We start from the raw sequence: 15,785 nt of genomic DNA, 5'->3' as shown, positions 1-15,785 counted from the left end.
GGTATGAAGGCAAGGAGGCACCACCCATGGCCGAGATCATCCTCGAGGGAGTCACCAAGCGCTTTCCCGACGGGTCCCTCGCCGTCAAGGACGTGGACCTCGAGATCGCCGACGGCGAGTTCGTGATCCTGGTCGGTCCGTCGGGATGCGGCAAGTCCACCACACTGAACATGATCGCCGGCCTGGAGGACATCACCGAGGGCACCCTCCGCATCGGAGACCGCGTCGTCAACGACCTCGCTCCCAAGGAACGCGACGTCGCCATGGTCTTCCAGAGCTACGCCCTCTACCCGCACATGAGCGTCCGGGAGAACATGGGCTTCCCGCTGCGCCTGGCCAAGGTGGACAAGGCCACCATCGACGCCAAGGTCACGGAAGCCGCGCAGATCCTCGATCTGACCGAGTACCTGGACCGCAAGCCCGCCAACCTCTCGGGCGGCCAGCGTCAGCGGGTGGCCATGGGACGGGCGATCGTCCGTGATCCCAAGGCGTTCCTGATGGACGAGCCGCTGTCCAATCTCGATGCCAAACTCCGGGTGCAGATGCGCACCCAGATCTCCCGGCTGCAACGGCGCCTCGGCACGACCACCGTGTACGTCACCCACGACCAGACCGAGGCGATGACACTCGGCGACCGGGTCGTGGTCATGCGACAGGGCCTGGTCCAACAGATCGGCACACCGGCCGAGTTGTACGATCTGCCGCGCAACATCTTCGTCGCGGGCTTCATCGGTTCCCCGGCCATGAACTTCCTGAACGCCACTCTCGAGGGCGGCGCCCTGCGCTCACCCGTGGGCGACCTGCCCCTCGACGACCGTACGAGACGGTCGCTGGAGGAGCAGAACGCGCCACGCGAGGTCATCATCGGGCTGCGACCGGAGGCGTTCGAGGACGCGGCCCTGTCCCACGAACGGGACCGCACGGGCCCGGTCTTCACCGCCACCGTGGAGGTACTGGAGTCGCTGGGCTCCGACGTGTACGTCTACTTCACCGCGGAGGGCGGACCCGCTACGACCACCGAGTTGGAGGAGCTCGCCAAGGACTCGGGGCTGCGCGACACCGGCGCCGACACCCATCAGATCGTGGCCCGTCTGGACGCCGCGACACGTGCGCGCGAGGGTGAGCCCATGGAGTTGCGGGTCGACGTGGCCAAGGCCCATGTGTTCGACCCGGCGAGCGGAGCGAACCTCACGCACCCGGAGCGGGTGGACTGACGGCGTCGGAGGCCGTTGTCCCGTCGGTGGGAGAACGGCCTCCCCGTAACCCGGGCCCTGCTCCGTCCCTCTCGCGGGTCACGTAGAGGCTGCGGTACGCGTGCGGGATCGCGTCGAAGCCCTGGGGCACGGTCTGGTGGTACTGGACCTCACCGGCGCGGACGAGACCTCCCAGCTCCTGGTGCATCCGCGTCAACAGCGGCTCGTGGAACCACTCCCGGCGAAGATGCCGCGGATCGTGGTGCGCGGGAACATGATGTACGGCAGCAGCCGTGGCCCGGTCAGTTCGCCGTTCACCGTGGTGGCCCGCTGCCGGCGGACGGCCACCTGGCTGTCCACGTTGAGCAGGGTGACCACCGTGTCGGTGATGGTTCCGCCCAGGTTGTCGAAGTACCGGTCGACTCCGTGGGGCGCGGCGAGCAGCAGCTCCTGCCGTACCTTCCCCGCCCAGAGCGGCAGGGCCGGAGGTCGTGGCGTGGTCCAGCCGGCGAGGGCCGTCACCGGTAGCTGGGCCACGGCCCCGCCGGTCGTCGTGAGGACGAAGCATCAGGCGATGTGCGAGGTCGGACGGTCCGGTGCAGGCTGGGGGTCATGCCAGGCAAGCGGGTGAGGCACCGGGAGGCCGAAGGGCCCGACCGGCAGGACCGGCCGGACGGCCGCGACGTCGAGACGGTGCTCGACGAGCTGTACGTGACCCCGCCGTCGGACTTCGTCGGCCGCCGCGAGGTGTGGGCGGCCGCGGCCAGGACGTCCGGTCGCGGCGACGACGCGCGGGCCATCCGAGGTGCGCGTCGGCCCACCCTGGCGGCATGGGCGGCCAATCTGTTGCTGCGCTCCCGCCCGGAGGAGAGCCGGCAGTTCCTCGAGCTGGGGGAGTCGCTGCGTGAGGCGTACCGCACGCTGGACCCCGGCGGCCTCAAGGAGCTGTCCGACCAGCGGCGCCGGGTCGTCGCCGCCCTGTCCCGGGAGGCCGCGGGGCTCGCGAGGACGGCCGGGCAGCCGCTGTCCGGCTCGGTAATGCAGGAGGTCGAGTCCACGCTGCGCGCCGTGCTGGCCGACGCGGATGCCGCCCGGCGCTGGTCCGGAGGTCGGCTGGAAACAGCCCTTGCCCCGCCGTCCACCTTCTCCTCCGACACCGAACCGGCCGCCGATGCCCCCACGACAGCGAAGCGGCCCGCCCGTGCGACGGAGAAGCGGCCGGCCCGTGCGACGGAGAAGCGGCCGGCCCCCGAGAAGGGGAAGCGGTCCGCCTCCGCCGAGTCGCCGGCTGCGCCGACGCGCGTCCGCGGCGGGAAGGACGAACTCGCCGAGCGCCGCCGTGAACGGCAACTGCGGTTGGAGCGGGAGCGGGAGCGGCAGGCGGAGCGGGAACAGCGGCTCGCTCGGGCCCGGGAGGCGGCCGAGGTCGCTGAACGGCGGCTCGGTGACCGGCGCGCGGAAGTGGAGGACGCCGACGCGTCGCTGAAGCGGACCCGCGACCACCGTGACCGGGCGCGGCGCCAGGCGTCCGCCGCCGAGCAGCAGCTCCTCAAGGCGCGGAAAGCCCTCGAACGCGCCCAAGAACAGGTCCGTCGCGCCGAGGAGCAGGTCGGTCTCGCGGAGGAGCAGGTCGGTCGTGCCGAGGAGTACGCGGGTCATGCCGGAGAGGACCTCGACCGTGCCGAACAGGAGCAGCGACAGGCCGAGGAGAGGCGGCGGACGGCCACCGCGGCGCTGACCGAGGCCGAGCGGGAGGCTCACGACACCGCCCGAGCCGTCCACCGCCTGAACCGCTCGCGGGGCGAATAGGGCGTGCCCCGTGTCCGGCCGACAGGATCGGCCGGGCAAGTCCTGGTAGGTCATGTCCCCAGCAGCCGCGACCCCAGCGGAAGTGCCCCGCTTCCGACCCGACGTCGCCCGCCCCGCTTCCGGTCCGACCCCGCCCGACGCGCGCACGCTTGACTTCGCGCGCGCTCCAACCTGAAGACTCCCTCCCGAGGTCCGACGAACGGCCCGAACGGGCTCAACGGGAGGTATCGGTATGAAATACCGCACGATCGGCAGTGACCCGAAGACCCGTCGTGAGGTGAGCGTGTTGTCGCTCGGCGCGATGCTGTTCGGTTCGCGGACGGACGAGAAGACGTCGTTCGCGGTGCTCGACCGCTACGTCGAAGCCGGGGGCAACTTCATCGACACGTCCGACAACTACGCCTTCTGGATCGACGGCGGTCAGGGCGGGCAGAGCGAGGAGCTGCTCGGACGGTGGCGCCGCAGCCGGGGGACAGGAACCGAGATCGTCATCGCCACCAAGCTCGGAGCCCGGCCCCTCGCCCCCGGCACGAGCTACGTCGACAACGCCGAGGGGCTGTCGGCGAAGGTGATCCGGGAGTCGGCGGAGCGCAGTCGGGAGCGCCTCGGGGTGGAGCGGCTCGACCTGCTCTACGCGCACATCGAGGACCGTACGGTTTCGCCGAGGGAGACCGTCGAGGCGTTCGCGGAACTCGTCGCCGAGGGCACGGTCGGGCTGCTCGGCGTGAGCAACCACGCCATCTGGCGCGTGGAGCGGGCCCGCGCCCTCGCCGCCGCGGCGGGACTGCCCGGCTACGAGGTGCTCCAGTACCACCACAGCTATCTGCGGCCGCGGACCGACGTCCCCAACTCCCTCTGGGCGCACGGCACGCTCGGCGCGGCCACCGCCGAAGCCCTGAGCTACCTGGAGGCCGAGCCGGACCTCACCCTCGTCGCCTACTCGCCGCTGCTCACCGGCGGCTACGTACGCCCCGAGAAGCTTCAGCGCGACTACGACCACCCGGGCACGCCGGCCCGGATGAAGGTGCTGCGGGAGGTGGCGCGGGAGAGCGGGGCGACCGTCAACCAGGTCGTGCTGGCGTGGCAGTTGGGCGGCCGGCTCCCGATCGTGCCGCTCGCGGGGGTCTCCTCGGTGGCGCAGCTGGAGGAGAACCTCGCCGCCGTGGACCTGGAGCTGACCGCCGAACAGCGGCACCGGCTCGATGCGGCGCACTGAACCGGCGCGCGCCGGCCGCTGGCCTGGCGCGCGCGCCGGTGCTGTACGCGTTGACCGGGCGCGCCGGGATTCCCGGGGCCGGGGCCCCTCAGCCCTGGCTGACGTTCGCGGTGAGCAGGCGCAGCAGTTGCTGGGTGAGGGTGTGCTGCTCGGGGGTCAGGCCCATCGCGGCGCCGATGTCCACCGGTACGGTCCGGGCCAGCTCCTCCAGTCGGGCCCCGGTCTCGGTGAGGCGGATGGCGACGGACCGCTCGTCGTCCGGGCGGCGTTCGCGGCGGAGCAGGCCGCCGGCCTCCAGGCGCTTCAGGAGCGGTGAGAGCGTGCTGGACTCCAGCTGGAGCGCGGCGCCCAGGTCGCGCACGGATATCGAGTCCTGCTCCCAGAGGACCAGCATGACCAGGTACTGCGGATAGGTCAGGCCCAGCTTCTCCAGCAGGGGCCGGTAGCGAGCCGTGACGGCGCGCGATGCGGCGTACAGGGCGAAACAGAGCTGGTCGTCCAGGAGCAGGGTGTGCCCCTGTGCCGGTTCCGCCGGTTCCGCCGGTTCCGCCGGTTCTGCTCCGGCGGTACCCACGAGTTCGCCGACTGTGCTCACGGTGTCGCTCCTCCGTCCCGTGCCGTCCCTGACGATCTCCCACCCTACCGGCAGCCACGCGGTCATATCGAGCCCTAAGGAATCGCGAGAAAGGGAATCGCCTACTAATTAGTTGTGTGCGACTTAATCGTTCGCTATCTTTCTGGTGTGCCGCAGCCCCCGGCGAACCACGCGGGCGGACCCTCCCGCGGCACCCCACCGGCACCCCACCCGAGGAGATCGCCATGTCCGAGAGCACCGCCCTCCGCCCCGTCCTCGAACCCGCCGCCGCGGCCTTCGCCGAGGCCACCGCGAACCCGCCGTACCTCTTCGACCTCGGCCCGGCCGAGGGGCGCAAGGTCGTCGACGAGGTGCAGTCGGGCGACATCGCGAAGCCGGACGTCGACGACGAGTGGGTGACCGTCCCGAGCGGCCCCACCGGCGAGGTGAGGGCCAGGATCGTCCGGCCCGCCGGGGTCGAGGGGGTGTTGCCGGTGATCCTGTACATCCACGGCGCCGGATGGGTCTTCGGCAACGCCCACACCCACGACCGGCTGGTGCGGGAGCTGGCGGTGGGCGCGCGGGCCGCGGTCGTCTTCCCCGAGTACGACCTGTCGCCCGAGGCCCGTTACCCGGTCGCCGTAGAGCAGAACTACGCGGTGGCCCGCTGGATCGTCGCGGAAGGTGCCCGGCACGGCCTCGACGCGGCCCGTATCGCGGTGGCAGGTGACTCCGTCGGCGGCAACATGAGCGCCGCGCTGACCCTGATGGCGAAGGAACGCGGCGACGTCCCGCTGGTCCAGCAGGTCCTCTTCTACCCGGTCACCGACGCCGCCTTCGACACCGGCTCCTACCGGCACTTCGCCGAGGGCTACTTCCTGCGGCGCGATGCGATGCGGTGGTTCTGGGACCAGTACACGACGAGCGAGCGGGAGCGGGCGCAGATCACCGCGTCACCGCTGCGCGCCTCCGCCGACCAGCTGGCGGGTCTGCCGCCGGCGCTCGTCATCACCGCCGAGGCCGATGTGCTGCGCGACGAGGGCGAGGCGTACGCGAACAAGCTGCGCGAGGCCGGTGTCCCGGTGACAGCCGTGCGCTACCAGGGCGTCATCCACGACTTCGTGATGCTGAACGCCCTGCGGGAGACACGGGCCGCCGAGGCCGCGATTACCCAGGCGATCGTCACCCTGCGCACGGCCCTCGGCACCGCCTGACGACTTCCTGCGCCGCCTGACAGCTCCGGGGGCGCCGTCACAGGCGCCGCACCGAGACTCCGGCAGCACGCCGCCCCGACAGCACGCCGCCCCGGCCGGGAAGGAACCCGACCGGGGCGGCGGTGTGTGGCCTCACGGGGGTGGCCGACCTGGGGACCACGGGCGAGCCGCGGTGCCGTCGGGTCGGCCGGGCCGAGCGGAGCGTCAGGCGAAGTTCGCCAGCGCCTCGTTCCACGTGGCCGACGGGCGCATGACCGCGGCGGCCTTGGCCGGGTCGGGCTGGTAGTAGCCGCCGATCTCGGCCTCCTTGCCCTGGACGGCGATCAGCTCGTCGACGATCTTCTGCTCGTTCGCGGAGAGCGTCTCGGCGAGCGGGGCGAACGCCTTCGCCAGGTCGGCGTCCTCGGTCTGCGCGGCCAGCTCCTGCGCCCAGTACAGGGACAGGAAGAAGTGGCTGCCGCGGTTGTCGATGCCGCCGAGACGACGCGAGGGGGACTTGTCCTCGTTGAGGAAGGTCGCCGTCGCGCGGTCCAGGGTGTCGGCCAGCACCTTGGCGCGGGTGTTGCCGGTGGCCTCGGCGTACTGCTCCAGCGACGGGACCAGGGCGAAGAACTCGCCGAGGGAGTCCCAGCGCAGGTAGTTCTCCTTGACCAGCTGCTGGACGTGCTTCGGGGCGGAGCCGCCGGCGCCCGTCTCGAACAGACCGCCGCCCGCCATCAGCGGGACGACCGACAGCATCTTGGCGCTGGTGCCCAGCTCCAGGATCGGGAACAGGTCGGTGAGGTAGTCACGCAGGACGTTGCCGGTGACGGAGATGGTGTTCTCGCCGCGGCGGATGCGCTCCACCGACAGCTTGGTCGCCTCGACCGGGGCGAGGATCCGGATGTCCAGGCCCTCGGTGTCGTGGTCCGCCAGGTACGTGTTGACCTTGGCGATCAGGTTGGCGTCGTGGGCGCGGGTCTCGTCCAGCCAGAACACCGCCGGGTCACCGGTGGCGCGGGCGCGGGTGACGGCCAGCTTCACCCAGTCCTTGATCGGGGCGTCCTTGGTCTGGCAGGCGCGGAAGATGTCACCGGCGGAGACGGTCTGCTCGATGACGGCGACGCCGTTGCCGTCGACCAGACGGACCGTGCCCGTGGTCGCGATCTCGAAGGTCTTGTCGTGGGAGCCGTACTCCTCGGCCTTCTGCGCCATCAGGCCGACGTTCGGAACCGAGCCCATCGTCGACGGGTCGTAGGCGCCGTGGGCGCGGCAGTCGTCGATCACGGCCTGGTAGACACCGGAGTACGAGGAGTCCGGGAGCACCGCGAGGGTGTCGGCCTCCTGGCCGTCCGGGCCCCACATGTGGCCGGAGGTGCGGATCATGGCCGGCATCGAGGCGTCGACGATGACGTCGGACGGCACGTGCAGGTTGGTGATGCCCTTGTCGGAGTCGACCATCGCCAGCTCCGGGCCCTCGGCGAGCTCTGCGTCGAAGGAGGCCTTGATCTCGGCGCCCTCCGGCAGGGCCTGAAGGCCCTTGTAGATGCCGCCCAGGCCGTCGTTCGGGGACAGACCGGCCGCGGCCAGCGTCGCGCCGTACTTCGCGAACGTCTTCGGGAAGAAGGCGCGCACCACGTGACCGAAGACGATCGGGTCGGAGACCTTCATCATCGTGGCCTTCAGGTGCACGGAGAACAGCACGCCCTCCGCCTTGGCCTTGGCGACCTGGGCGGTGAGGAACTCGCGCAGCGCGGCGACCCGCATCACGGAGGCGTCGACGACCTCGCCCGCGAGGACCGGTACGGACTCGCGCAGCACGGTGGTGGTGCCGTCGTCGCCGACCAGCTCGATTCTCAGCGCGCCGTCCTCGGCGATCACCACGGACTTCTCGGTGGAGCGGAAGTCGTTCTCGCCCATCGTCGCCACGTTGGTCTTGGACTCGGAGGTCCAGGCACCCATGCGGTGCGGGTGGGTCTTGGCGTAGTTCTTGACGGAGGCGGGGGCGCGGCGGTCGGAGTTGCCCTCACGCAGGACCGGGTTCACCGCGGAACCCTTGATCTTGTCGTAACGGGCGCGGATCTCGCGCTCCTCGTCGGTCTTCGGGTCGTCCGGGTAGTCCGGCAGCGCGTAGCCCTGGCTCTGCAGCTCCGCGACGGCGGCCTTCAGCTGCGGGATCGACGCCGAGACGTTCGGCAGCTTGATGATGTTCGCCGCGGGCGTCTTGGCCAGCTCGCCCAGCTCGGAGAGGGCGTCGGGGACACGCTGGTCCTCCTGGAGGTACTCCGGGAAGACCGCGATGATGCGCCCGGCCAGCGAGATGTCACGGGTCTCGACGGAGACACCGGCCTGCGAGGCGTACGCCTTGATCACCGGCAGGAACGAATACGTCGCCAGGGCCGGGGCCTCGTCAGTGTGTGTGTAGATGATGGTCGAGTCAGTCACCGGGTGCTCCGCTCCACGTCTGCAACATTGCTCGACATCAAGATATCTCGTGCGGGGGCCGTGCGGCGCAGGGGGCCGGGCGCCTAGTGACTCGGGGGTGCGCCGACGTCGGCGAGTGCGGGTGCGTTGTGGTTGTTCGCGCAGTTCCCCGCGCCCCTGAAAAGCGTCCGGGGCTGCGCCCCGTGCTTTTCAGCTGAAGGGCGGGCCGCAGGCCCGACCCTTCCAGGGGCGCGGGGAACTGCGCGATCGGCCCCCACGCACCCGCAGGTACGTACCCCGCGGCAACCCCTACCGCGCCTCGACGGAGTCGATCGAAGCCTCGCGCTGGTGCGGGATCTCGACGCCCGCACCCCCGCCCGCCCCCGGCTGGAGCGTGACCGTCCGGCGGGGTGCCGGGATGTGGATGCCCTCGGCCCGGTAGCGCCGGTGCAGGCGCTTGATGAACTCGTGCTTGATCCGGTACTGGTCGCTGAACTCCCCGACCCCGAGGATCACGGTCATACCGATCCGCGAGTCGCCGAACGTGTGGAAGCGCACGGCGGGCTCATGGTCCGGCACCGCGCCCTCGACGTCCTTCATGGTCTCGGCGATGACCTCGTTGGTGACCCGCTCCACGTGCTCCAGGTCGCTGTCGTAGGCGACGCCCACCTGCACGAGCAGGGTCATGTCCTGCTCGGGCTGGTTGAAGTTGGTCATGTTCGTGCCGGCGAGCTGCCCGTTCGGGATGATCACCAGGTTGTTGGAGAGCGACTTGATCGTCGTCTGCCGCCAGTTGATGTCGACGACATAGCCCTCCTCGCCGCTGCTCAGCCGGATGTAGTCGCCCGGCTGGACCGTCTTCGACGCGAGGATGTGGATGCCCGCGAAGAGGTTGGCGAGAGTGTCCTGAAGGGCCAGCGCCACCGCGAGACCGCCGACACCGAGGGCGGTGACCAGTGGCGCGACCGGGATGCCCAGGGTCTGGAGGATCACCAGGCAGCCGAGCGCGAGGACCGCGACCCGGGTGATGTTCACGAAGATGGTCACCGAGCCGGCGACTCCGGCCCGCGACTGGGTCACCGTACGGACCAGACCGGCGATCACGCGGGCCGCGGTGATCGTCGCGACCAGGATCAGCAGCACGGTCAGCGACTGGTTCACATTGTGGTGGACCGTCCGCGTGAGCGGCAGCGCCGCCGCCGCGGCCGCCGCGCCGCCGACGAACGCGCCCCACGGGACCAGGGAGCGCAGCGCGTCGACGATGACGTCGTCACCGCTCCATCGGGTCTTCGTCGCGTGCCTGCCGAGCCAGCGCAGCAGCAGGCGCAGCAGGAACGCGGCCGCCAGGCCCGCGACCAGGATGATTCCGGCCACGAGGCAGTCGTCGACGGTGAGGGTCCGGGTCATCGGTCGCCTCCCGAGGGGCGGGGGGAGCGGTCGACGGGCCGTATGTCATGTCCCGCGGACCGTATGTGATGTGTCGTCACCTTGCCACCTGCCAGAATCCGGAATGCACGATCATGCTTGCCCGGACGCGTGTGCGACGTCGGGCGCGACCGCTCATCCTGCCGCACTCGTCCTGCTGATCGGCACCGGACCTGCGTGGATCGGCCATTGACGACCCGTCGAACGCGGCGGAATGTCTGATACGCGCCACAGCGCCACCGCGCCACCGCGTCACAACACCACCGCGCTCCTTGTCGTCGGTCTCGGGGTGGTCCGGTCCGCGCCGACCCGGTCGGCGGCGGCGCCCGCGCCCGCTCAGAGCACCTTCAGCCGTACCAGCGCCGCCAGCGTCAACGCCCCCGGCAGCAAAGGCAGCCAGAGCGTGATCGCCCGGTACGCCAGCACCACCGCCGTGGCCACGGCGGCCGGGGCGCCCGCCGCGATCAGGGCGACCACGAGCGCCGCGTCCACGGACCCGAGGCCGCCCGGTGTCGGGACCAGGGCGACCGCGACGGTGGCCGCGAGGTACGCGACCGCCATGTGGAGCACGGGTATCCGCAGGCCCAGCGCCAGCCCGACGGCGGCCAGTCCGGCCGCCTGGAGTGCGGGGAAGGCCAGCGAACCGCCCCACAGGGCGAGCACCCGGACCGGCCGTGTGTGCACCGAGCGGGCCTCGCCCAACGCCCTGCGCACGAAACCGGACACGGCGGTGCGCAGCCGCCGTACGAGCAGCAGTGCGAGCCCGGCCGCGCAGACCACCCCGGCGACTGCGGCCAGCAGGGGAGCGGTCGACTCGTCCGGGAGGAGCGGGCCGAGGCGCAGCGCGCCGGGGAACGCCAACAGCAGGGCCAGCAGCAGGCCCAGCCGGGCGACGGACTCGGCCAGCAGGTACAGGGCGAGCGCCGCCGACGAACGGGCCGGCGGCACCCCGCACACCGTCATGAACCGCAGGTTCACCGCGCTCGCCCCGAGGCCGCTGGGCAGCAGATGGTTCGCCGCGCCGGCCGCGAACTGGGTGGCCAGCAGCCGCCGGGCGGGCAGCCGTTCGACGAGGGCGCCCTGCCGGGTCACGGCCGCCGCCACCCAGGTCAGGCAGGTCGCGCAGACCGCCGTCGCCAGCCAGGGCCACCGTGCGGTCGCCAACTGCCCGAACCCCTCGGCGAGGACGGAACGATGGCGTACGGCGAGGGCGAGGACCAGGGCGAGGGGGAGCAGGCACAGGATCCGGCGGACCGGGAGGATCCGGTGGACCGGGACACGCCTGGAGAGCCCTTCGGGGAGCCGTATCGCTGTCACACCGGGAGAGGTTTTCCGCCACGTCCCAACGGCGGGTTGCGGACGCGCGGACGGGCGGTGACCGGCGCGGGACTTCACCGCACGCGGGGTACTCCCGGAAAACCAGTTGACCTCAAGATTGGTTGAGGTTCTAGCGTTCTTCCCATGAGTATGGAGATGACCGCATGGAGCCAGCTGCAGGGCATGTCGAACGCCCGGCGGCCGAGCCGCCCCTTCGCCCGGACGACGCTACGGCGCGTCGGGACCTTCGCCCGTCCACATCGTCGCCGTATCGCGTGGTTCGTCGCGGTCAGTGTGGTGACCGCCCTTCTCGCCGTCGCGACGCCGGTGCTCGCGGGGAACGTCGTAGATGTGATCGTGTCGGACGGGGACGAGGCGCTCGTCGTCCGCCTTGCCGTGCTCATCGCCCTCATCGCGGTCGCCGAGGCGGCCCTCGGGCTGCTGGGCCGATGGCTGTCGGCGAGGCTCGGCGAGGGACTCATCCTCGATCTGCGGACCGCCGTCTTCGATCATGTGCAGCGCATGCCGGTCGCGTTCTTCACACGTACTCGTACGGGAGCGCTCGTCAGTCGTCTCAACAACGACGTCATCGGCGCCCAACGGGCCTTCAGCAACACCCTGTCCGGAGTGGTCGGCAACCTGGTCACCCTGGTCCTCACCCTCACCGTGATGCTCACCCTGTCCTGGCAGATCACCCTGCTGTCGCTGGTCCTGCTGCCCGTGTTCGTGATCCCCGCCCGCCGGACGGGCACCCGGATGGCCCGGCTCCAGCGGGAGGCCGCCGACCTCAACGCGGCCATGGGCACCCGGATGACCGAACGTTTCTCGGCGCCCGGCGCCACCCTCGTCAAACTCTTCGGACGCCCGGCCGACGAGTCCGCGGAGTTCGCCGAACGGGCCCGCAGGGTGCGCGACATCGGCGTGCGCACGGCGATGGCGCAGTCGGTGTTCATCACCGCCCTCACCCTCGTCTCCGCCCTGGCGCTCGCCCTCGTCTACGGCCTCGGCGGCTGGTTCGCGCTGCGTGGCACCCTCGAACCGGGCGCGATCGTCTCCCTGGCCCTCCTGCTGACCCGCCTCTACGCCCCGCTGACCGCCCTCGCCGGCGCCCGCGTCGAGATCATGAGCGCCCTCGTCAGCTTCGAGCGGGTCTTCGAGGTACTCGACCTGAAACCGCTGATCGACGAGAAACCGGACGCCCGCGAGGTGCCCGAGGGCCCCGTGTCCGTCGAGTTCGAGGACGTCCGCTTCGGCTACCCGTCCGCCGACAAGGTCTCCCTCGCCTCCCTGGAGGAGGTGGCCGCGCTCGACACCCGGGGCGGCAGCGAGGTCCTGCACGGGATCTCCTTCCGCGCCGAACCCGGCCGCACGATCGCCCTCGTCGGCTCCTCCGGCGCCGGCAAGTCGACCGTCGCCCAGCTCCTGCCCCGCCTGTACGACACCGACGCCGGCCGCGTCCGCATCGGCGGCGTCGACGTACGGGACCTGAGCGCCGAGTCGCTGCGCGGCACCGTCGGCATGGTCACCCAGGACGGGCACCTCTTCCACGACACCGTCCGTGCCAACCTGCTGCTCGCCCGCCCCGGCGCCACCGACGACGACCTGTGGGAAGTCCTGCGCCGCTCCCGCCTCGACGACCTCGTACGGTCCCTGCCCGACGGCCTCGACACGGTGGTCGGCGAACGCGGCTACCGGCTCTCCGGCGGCGAACGCCAGCGCATGACCATCGCCCGGCTGCTGCTGGCCCGCCAGCGCGTCGTCATCCTCGACGAGGCCACCGCCCACCTCGACAACACCTCCGAGGCCGCCGTCCAGGAGGCCTTGACGGAGGCGCTGGAGGGCCGCACCGCCGTGGTCATCGCCCACCGCCTGTCGACCGTACGGGCCGCCGACCAGATCCTCGTCGTCGAGGCCGGGCGGATCGTGGAACGCGGCACCCACGAGGAACTCCTCGCGGCGGACGGCCGGTACGCGCAGCTGTACCGCACGCAGTTCACGAAGGACAAGCCGCCGGTGACGGTCGCCTAGCAAACGGCCTCCGAGGCACCGCACGGATCTCCTCACCCGGCCCGGTCATGCGAGACCGGGCCGGGGTTGCCAACTACTCGTCGGGGAGTGTGTACGCGGGTGAATTAGCTCGATCGTGTGATGGTCGGCTTCCGGGCTTGGGGCGGTGTGGGCTGTTCGGGCTACGGTGAGCGGGCGATCTGGGACACCGGGAACGGAGCCGGCGTGCGGAGCCCCTTTTCCTCCGGAGAGAAGGTCTGGGGCCTCTCCGTCGCCCTCTGTCCGTACCCACTTGGCCAGGTCGTGAGGGAACCGGCCTCCCGGGATCGGACCATGCACAGGATGCGTGTCGCCGCCCCGGGGTCGAGTACGCCGGGGACCTGGGGGTACCTCCCACGCCCTTGTGGCAGTGGGGGAGCGCCCAAGACCGTTCGGGGCGTGCGGCTGGGCGGGCTCACTCATGTTCAGTCCCCAGGAACGGTTCAGCCCTCCACACCGGTGGAGGTGTGGGTCGAACCGACCGGCTTCGACTCCGGGGAACCGCGCCGGCGCAGATGGATCGAGAGGATCGGCATGAAGGCGATGGCGAGGAACTCCGACTGCCAGTTCTGCAGCGTGCGTTCCAGAAGTCGGCCGTGAGGACGTACTGACCCCACGTCAGGGGCGCCTGGAGCTGCCTCAGCTGCTCGTCGTTTCGGCTGGGGCAACCGGCGCTACGCCGCGCTGGCCGCCGTGGTGGGGGAGCCGTCCACCGGTAGCCCGTACACGGCGAAGGCGCGCCGGATGACCGGCTGGGCGACGTTGCGGACCCGTACCCCGCCGCTGGTGATGCCGTGCTCGGTGCCCAGATGGGCGTGGCCGTGGACGGCGAGGTCGGCGCCCGACTCGTCCACCGCCTCCGCCAGCAGATAGCTGCCGAGGAACGGGTAGATCTCCAGCGGCTCACCGACCAGTGTGTCCGGCACGGGCGAGAAGTGGGTGAGCGCGATACGCACCGCGCAGCCGTCCGCCGCCAGTCCGTCGAGGGCCCCGCGCAGCCCGTCCGCGAGCCCCCGGGTGTGCCGGACGAAGGCCTTCATCTCGGGTTCGCCGAACTCGCTGCCGCTGCGCCCGGCGAAGCCGCCGCCGAACCCCTTCGTCCCGGCGACGCCCACCCGGACCCCGTCGACCTCGACGACGGTCCCCTCGCCCTCCAGCACCGTCACGCCCGCCGAACGGAGGACGTCCGTGACGTCGTCGGGTTGCTCGGCGTGGTGGTCGTGGTTGCCGAGGACCGCGATCACGGGCACCGGCAGCCCCGCCACCTCGTCGGCGACGACCCGCGCCTCCTCGGGAGTGCCGTGCCGGGTGAGGTCACCGGCCAGCAGCAACAGGTCGGCCTGCCGGTGGAGCGTCTCGAACGCGGGCCGGAGCAGGCCGCGGCTGTCCGGCCCCAGATGGATGTCCCCGACGGCGGCGACCCGGATCACGACAGGTCCTCCGGATGGTCTGGCGCGGTCACGTCGGCCAGCGCGATGTCGGCCCGGACGGCGATGCCCGGCAGCTCCTCCGCGGCCAGACGCAGGATCGCCTCACGGTCGTGTGCGGTGGACGCGGTGCCGGTGATGTGCACGGAGTCGCCCCGCGACTCGATCCGCATACCCAGCTCGGCGAGATCACCGCCGGCGAGCCGTTCGCCCAGGTGGGCGATGCGGTACTCGGTGTTCGAGGTGGGGTGCGCGGGCTGCGCCGGCCGTGCGGGCTGGCCGGACTGCGCCGACTGCGCGGACCGCCCGGACTGTGCGGGGCCGGTGGGGGCGGCGTCCGGGGCGCTGTCGGCGGCGTCCGGTCCGGCGCCGGCTTCGGCGCGCGTGCCGTCGTCAGGTGGTGTCGCCATGGCCGGTCTCCTCCGGCTCGATCACATGGAGGCGCTCCAGCAGATACAGGAAGGCCGCGGGCATCGGTACGGCACCGCACTCCCGCCGGACCCGGGCCCAGTCGATCTTCTCCCGCAGGGTCCGGGCGATCGGCAGCGCGGAACCGAAGTCGCAGTAGTGCTCCGAGAACGACATCAGCCGCCCGATGAGCAGGTCCGTCGCCGACAGCACCGGCATCCACACGGACTGGACCGACAGCACCTCCGCCCGGTCCAGCAGCTCCCGGCTCACCGGCACCCGGGCCGGCCGGAAGATCAGATCGACCTCCTGGCCGTGACTCCGGGTCTTCAGCAGCCAGTCCTCGGGGGGCTGGACCACTGCGAGGCCCGCCGATTCCAGGGTCACGGTGACTGCGTCGATGTCCTCGGGCAGGACACAGAAGTCGACGTCGTGCTGGAGGGTGCCCGGGCCACCGTGGGCGTACACGGCGACACCGCCCGCCAACGCGAAGGGGTGCCCGCCCGCCTTGAGCAGCGAAGCGACTTCCTTGGCCGCTTCGAGGATCGCCTGGGTGCGGTCCGGTGGGAGCCCGTCGTCGCTCGGGTCGGCGAGATCGCCCGCCGCCCGGACTCCACCGTCTCGCGTCTTCACGTGCGCCCTCCGGCCGCCACGAAGAGTGCGGAGCACCGCTGGAGCACGTAGGGGTTCTCCATGCCTTCCACGATAGTGCGGCTACGGGCGATGGCGAGGCGGGCGACGGGCGACGGGCGA

The 15,785-nt window shown here is 71.4% G+C and carries 13 protein-coding genes and 1 pseudogene; 5 read left to right on the top strand and 9 right to left on the bottom strand.

All coding sequences use genetic code 11. The features are described from left to right. Positions 1–26: 26 nt before the first annotated feature. Complete coding sequence (locus tag AOK15_RS26250) at positions 27–1,214, top strand: ABC transporter ATP-binding protein (RefSeq protein WP_055520831.1); 1,188 nt, start codon at positions 27–29, stop codon at positions 1,212–1,214. 73 nt (positions 1,215–1,287) lie between these two features. On the opposite strand, the pseudogene AOK15_RS26245 reads toward AOK15_RS26250, so the two are convergent. Further along, a pseudogene (locus AOK15_RS26245) lies at positions 1,288–1,661 on the bottom strand (MDR family NADP-dependent oxidoreductase); the annotation flags it as partial. A 144-nt stretch (positions 1,662–1,805) separates the two neighbouring features. On the opposite strand from AOK15_RS26245, the gene AOK15_RS26240 reads away from it, so the two are divergent. Both AOK15_RS26240 and AOK15_RS26235 read left to right on the top strand, forming a co-directional pair. Then, entirely contained in the window at positions 1,806–3,002 is a 1,197-nt protein-coding gene (locus tag AOK15_RS26240) for a hypothetical protein (RefSeq protein WP_055520829.1), read from the top strand. A gap of 232 nt (positions 3,003–3,234) precedes the next feature. Next, complete coding sequence (locus tag AOK15_RS26235; RefSeq protein WP_055520828.1) at positions 3,235–4,218, top strand: aldo/keto reductase; 984 nt, start codon at positions 3,235–3,237, stop codon at positions 4,216–4,218. Positions 4,219–4,306: 88 nt separating this feature from the next. Here AOK15_RS26235 and AOK15_RS26230 read toward each other — a convergent pair whose 3' ends face one another. Further along, a complete protein-coding gene (locus tag AOK15_RS26230; RefSeq protein ID WP_055520841.1) occupies positions 4,307–4,726 on the bottom strand; it encodes a MarR family winged helix-turn-helix transcriptional regulator in 420 nt (139 codons plus the stop codon). 311 nt (positions 4,727–5,037) lie between these two features. Here AOK15_RS26230 and AOK15_RS26225 point away from each other — a divergent pair, with 311 nt between their 5' ends. After that, positions 5,038–6,006: an alpha/beta hydrolase gene (locus AOK15_RS26225; protein ID WP_055520827.1), complete on the top strand. Its 969-nt coding sequence runs from the start codon at positions 5,038–5,040 to the stop codon at positions 6,004–6,006. A gap of 204 nt (positions 6,007–6,210) precedes the next feature. Here the strand turns inward: AOK15_RS26225 and AOK15_RS26220 are convergent, their stop codons facing one another. The 3 genes from AOK15_RS26220 to AOK15_RS26210 form a co-directional block, all read right to left on the bottom strand. Then, positions 6,211–8,430, bottom strand: a complete 2,220-nt coding sequence (locus AOK15_RS26220; protein ID WP_055520826.1) for an NADP-dependent isocitrate dehydrogenase — start codon at positions 8,428–8,430, stop codon at positions 6,211–6,213. A 288-nt stretch (positions 8,431–8,718) separates the two neighbouring features. Continuing rightward, the gene (locus AOK15_RS26215) at positions 8,719–9,816 is read right to left on the bottom strand and encodes a mechanosensitive ion channel family protein (protein ID WP_055520825.1); all 1,098 of its coding nucleotides are present in this window, start codon (positions 9,814–9,816) and stop codon (positions 8,719–8,721) included. 354 nt (positions 9,817–10,170) lie between these two features. Continuing rightward, positions 10,171–11,151 carry a lysylphosphatidylglycerol synthase transmembrane domain-containing protein gene (locus AOK15_RS26210; RefSeq protein ID WP_055520824.1) on the bottom strand — a complete coding sequence of 327 codons (981 nt, stop codon included), beginning with the start codon at positions 11,149–11,151 and terminating at the stop codon, positions 10,171–10,173. Between the two features lie 150 nt (positions 11,152–11,301). Here AOK15_RS26210 and AOK15_RS26205 point away from each other — a divergent pair, with 150 nt between their 5' ends. Then, positions 11,302–13,179 (top strand): ABC transporter ATP-binding protein, encoded by a 1,878-nt coding sequence (locus AOK15_RS26205; protein WP_185093878.1) that lies wholly within the window; start codon positions 11,302–11,304, stop codon positions 13,177–13,179. A gap of 461 nt (positions 13,180–13,640) precedes the next feature. Here AOK15_RS26205 and AOK15_RS44245 read toward each other — a convergent pair whose 3' ends face one another. Genes AOK15_RS44245 through AOK15_RS26190 form a run of 4 tightly spaced genes read right to left on the bottom strand, consistent with a single transcriptional unit; the run spans position 13,641 to position 15,665 of the window. Then, positions 13,641–13,814 (bottom strand): DUF6766 family protein, encoded by a 174-nt coding sequence (locus AOK15_RS44245; RefSeq protein ID WP_185093482.1) that lies wholly within the window; start codon positions 13,812–13,814, stop codon positions 13,641–13,643. A 57-nt stretch (positions 13,815–13,871) separates the two neighbouring features. Next, a complete protein-coding gene (locus AOK15_RS26200) occupies positions 13,872–14,627 on the bottom strand; it encodes a metallophosphoesterase family protein (RefSeq protein WP_055520822.1) in 756 nt (251 codons plus the stop codon). Beyond that, on the bottom strand, positions 14,624–15,034 hold the full coding sequence (locus tag AOK15_RS47270; protein WP_240508597.1) for a BON domain-containing protein: 411 nt from the start codon (positions 15,032–15,034) through the stop codon (positions 14,624–14,626). The genes AOK15_RS26200 and AOK15_RS47270 overlap by 4 nt, the downstream gene beginning before the upstream one ends. After that, on the bottom strand, positions 15,018–15,665 hold the full coding sequence (locus tag AOK15_RS26190) for a nucleotidyltransferase family protein (protein ID WP_055520821.1): 648 nt from the start codon (positions 15,663–15,665) through the stop codon (positions 15,018–15,020). The genes AOK15_RS47270 and AOK15_RS26190 overlap by 17 nt, the downstream gene beginning before the upstream one ends. Between the last annotated feature and the right edge of the window lie 120 nt (positions 15,666–15,785).

It is taken from the genome of Streptomyces ossamyceticus, from assembly GCF_001418475.1.
In the GTDB taxonomy this organism is placed as follows: Bacteria; Actinomycetota; Actinomycetes; order Streptomycetales; family Streptomycetaceae; genus Streptomyces; species Streptomyces ossamyceticus.
This window is presented reverse-complemented; position numbering and strand designations above follow the sequence as displayed.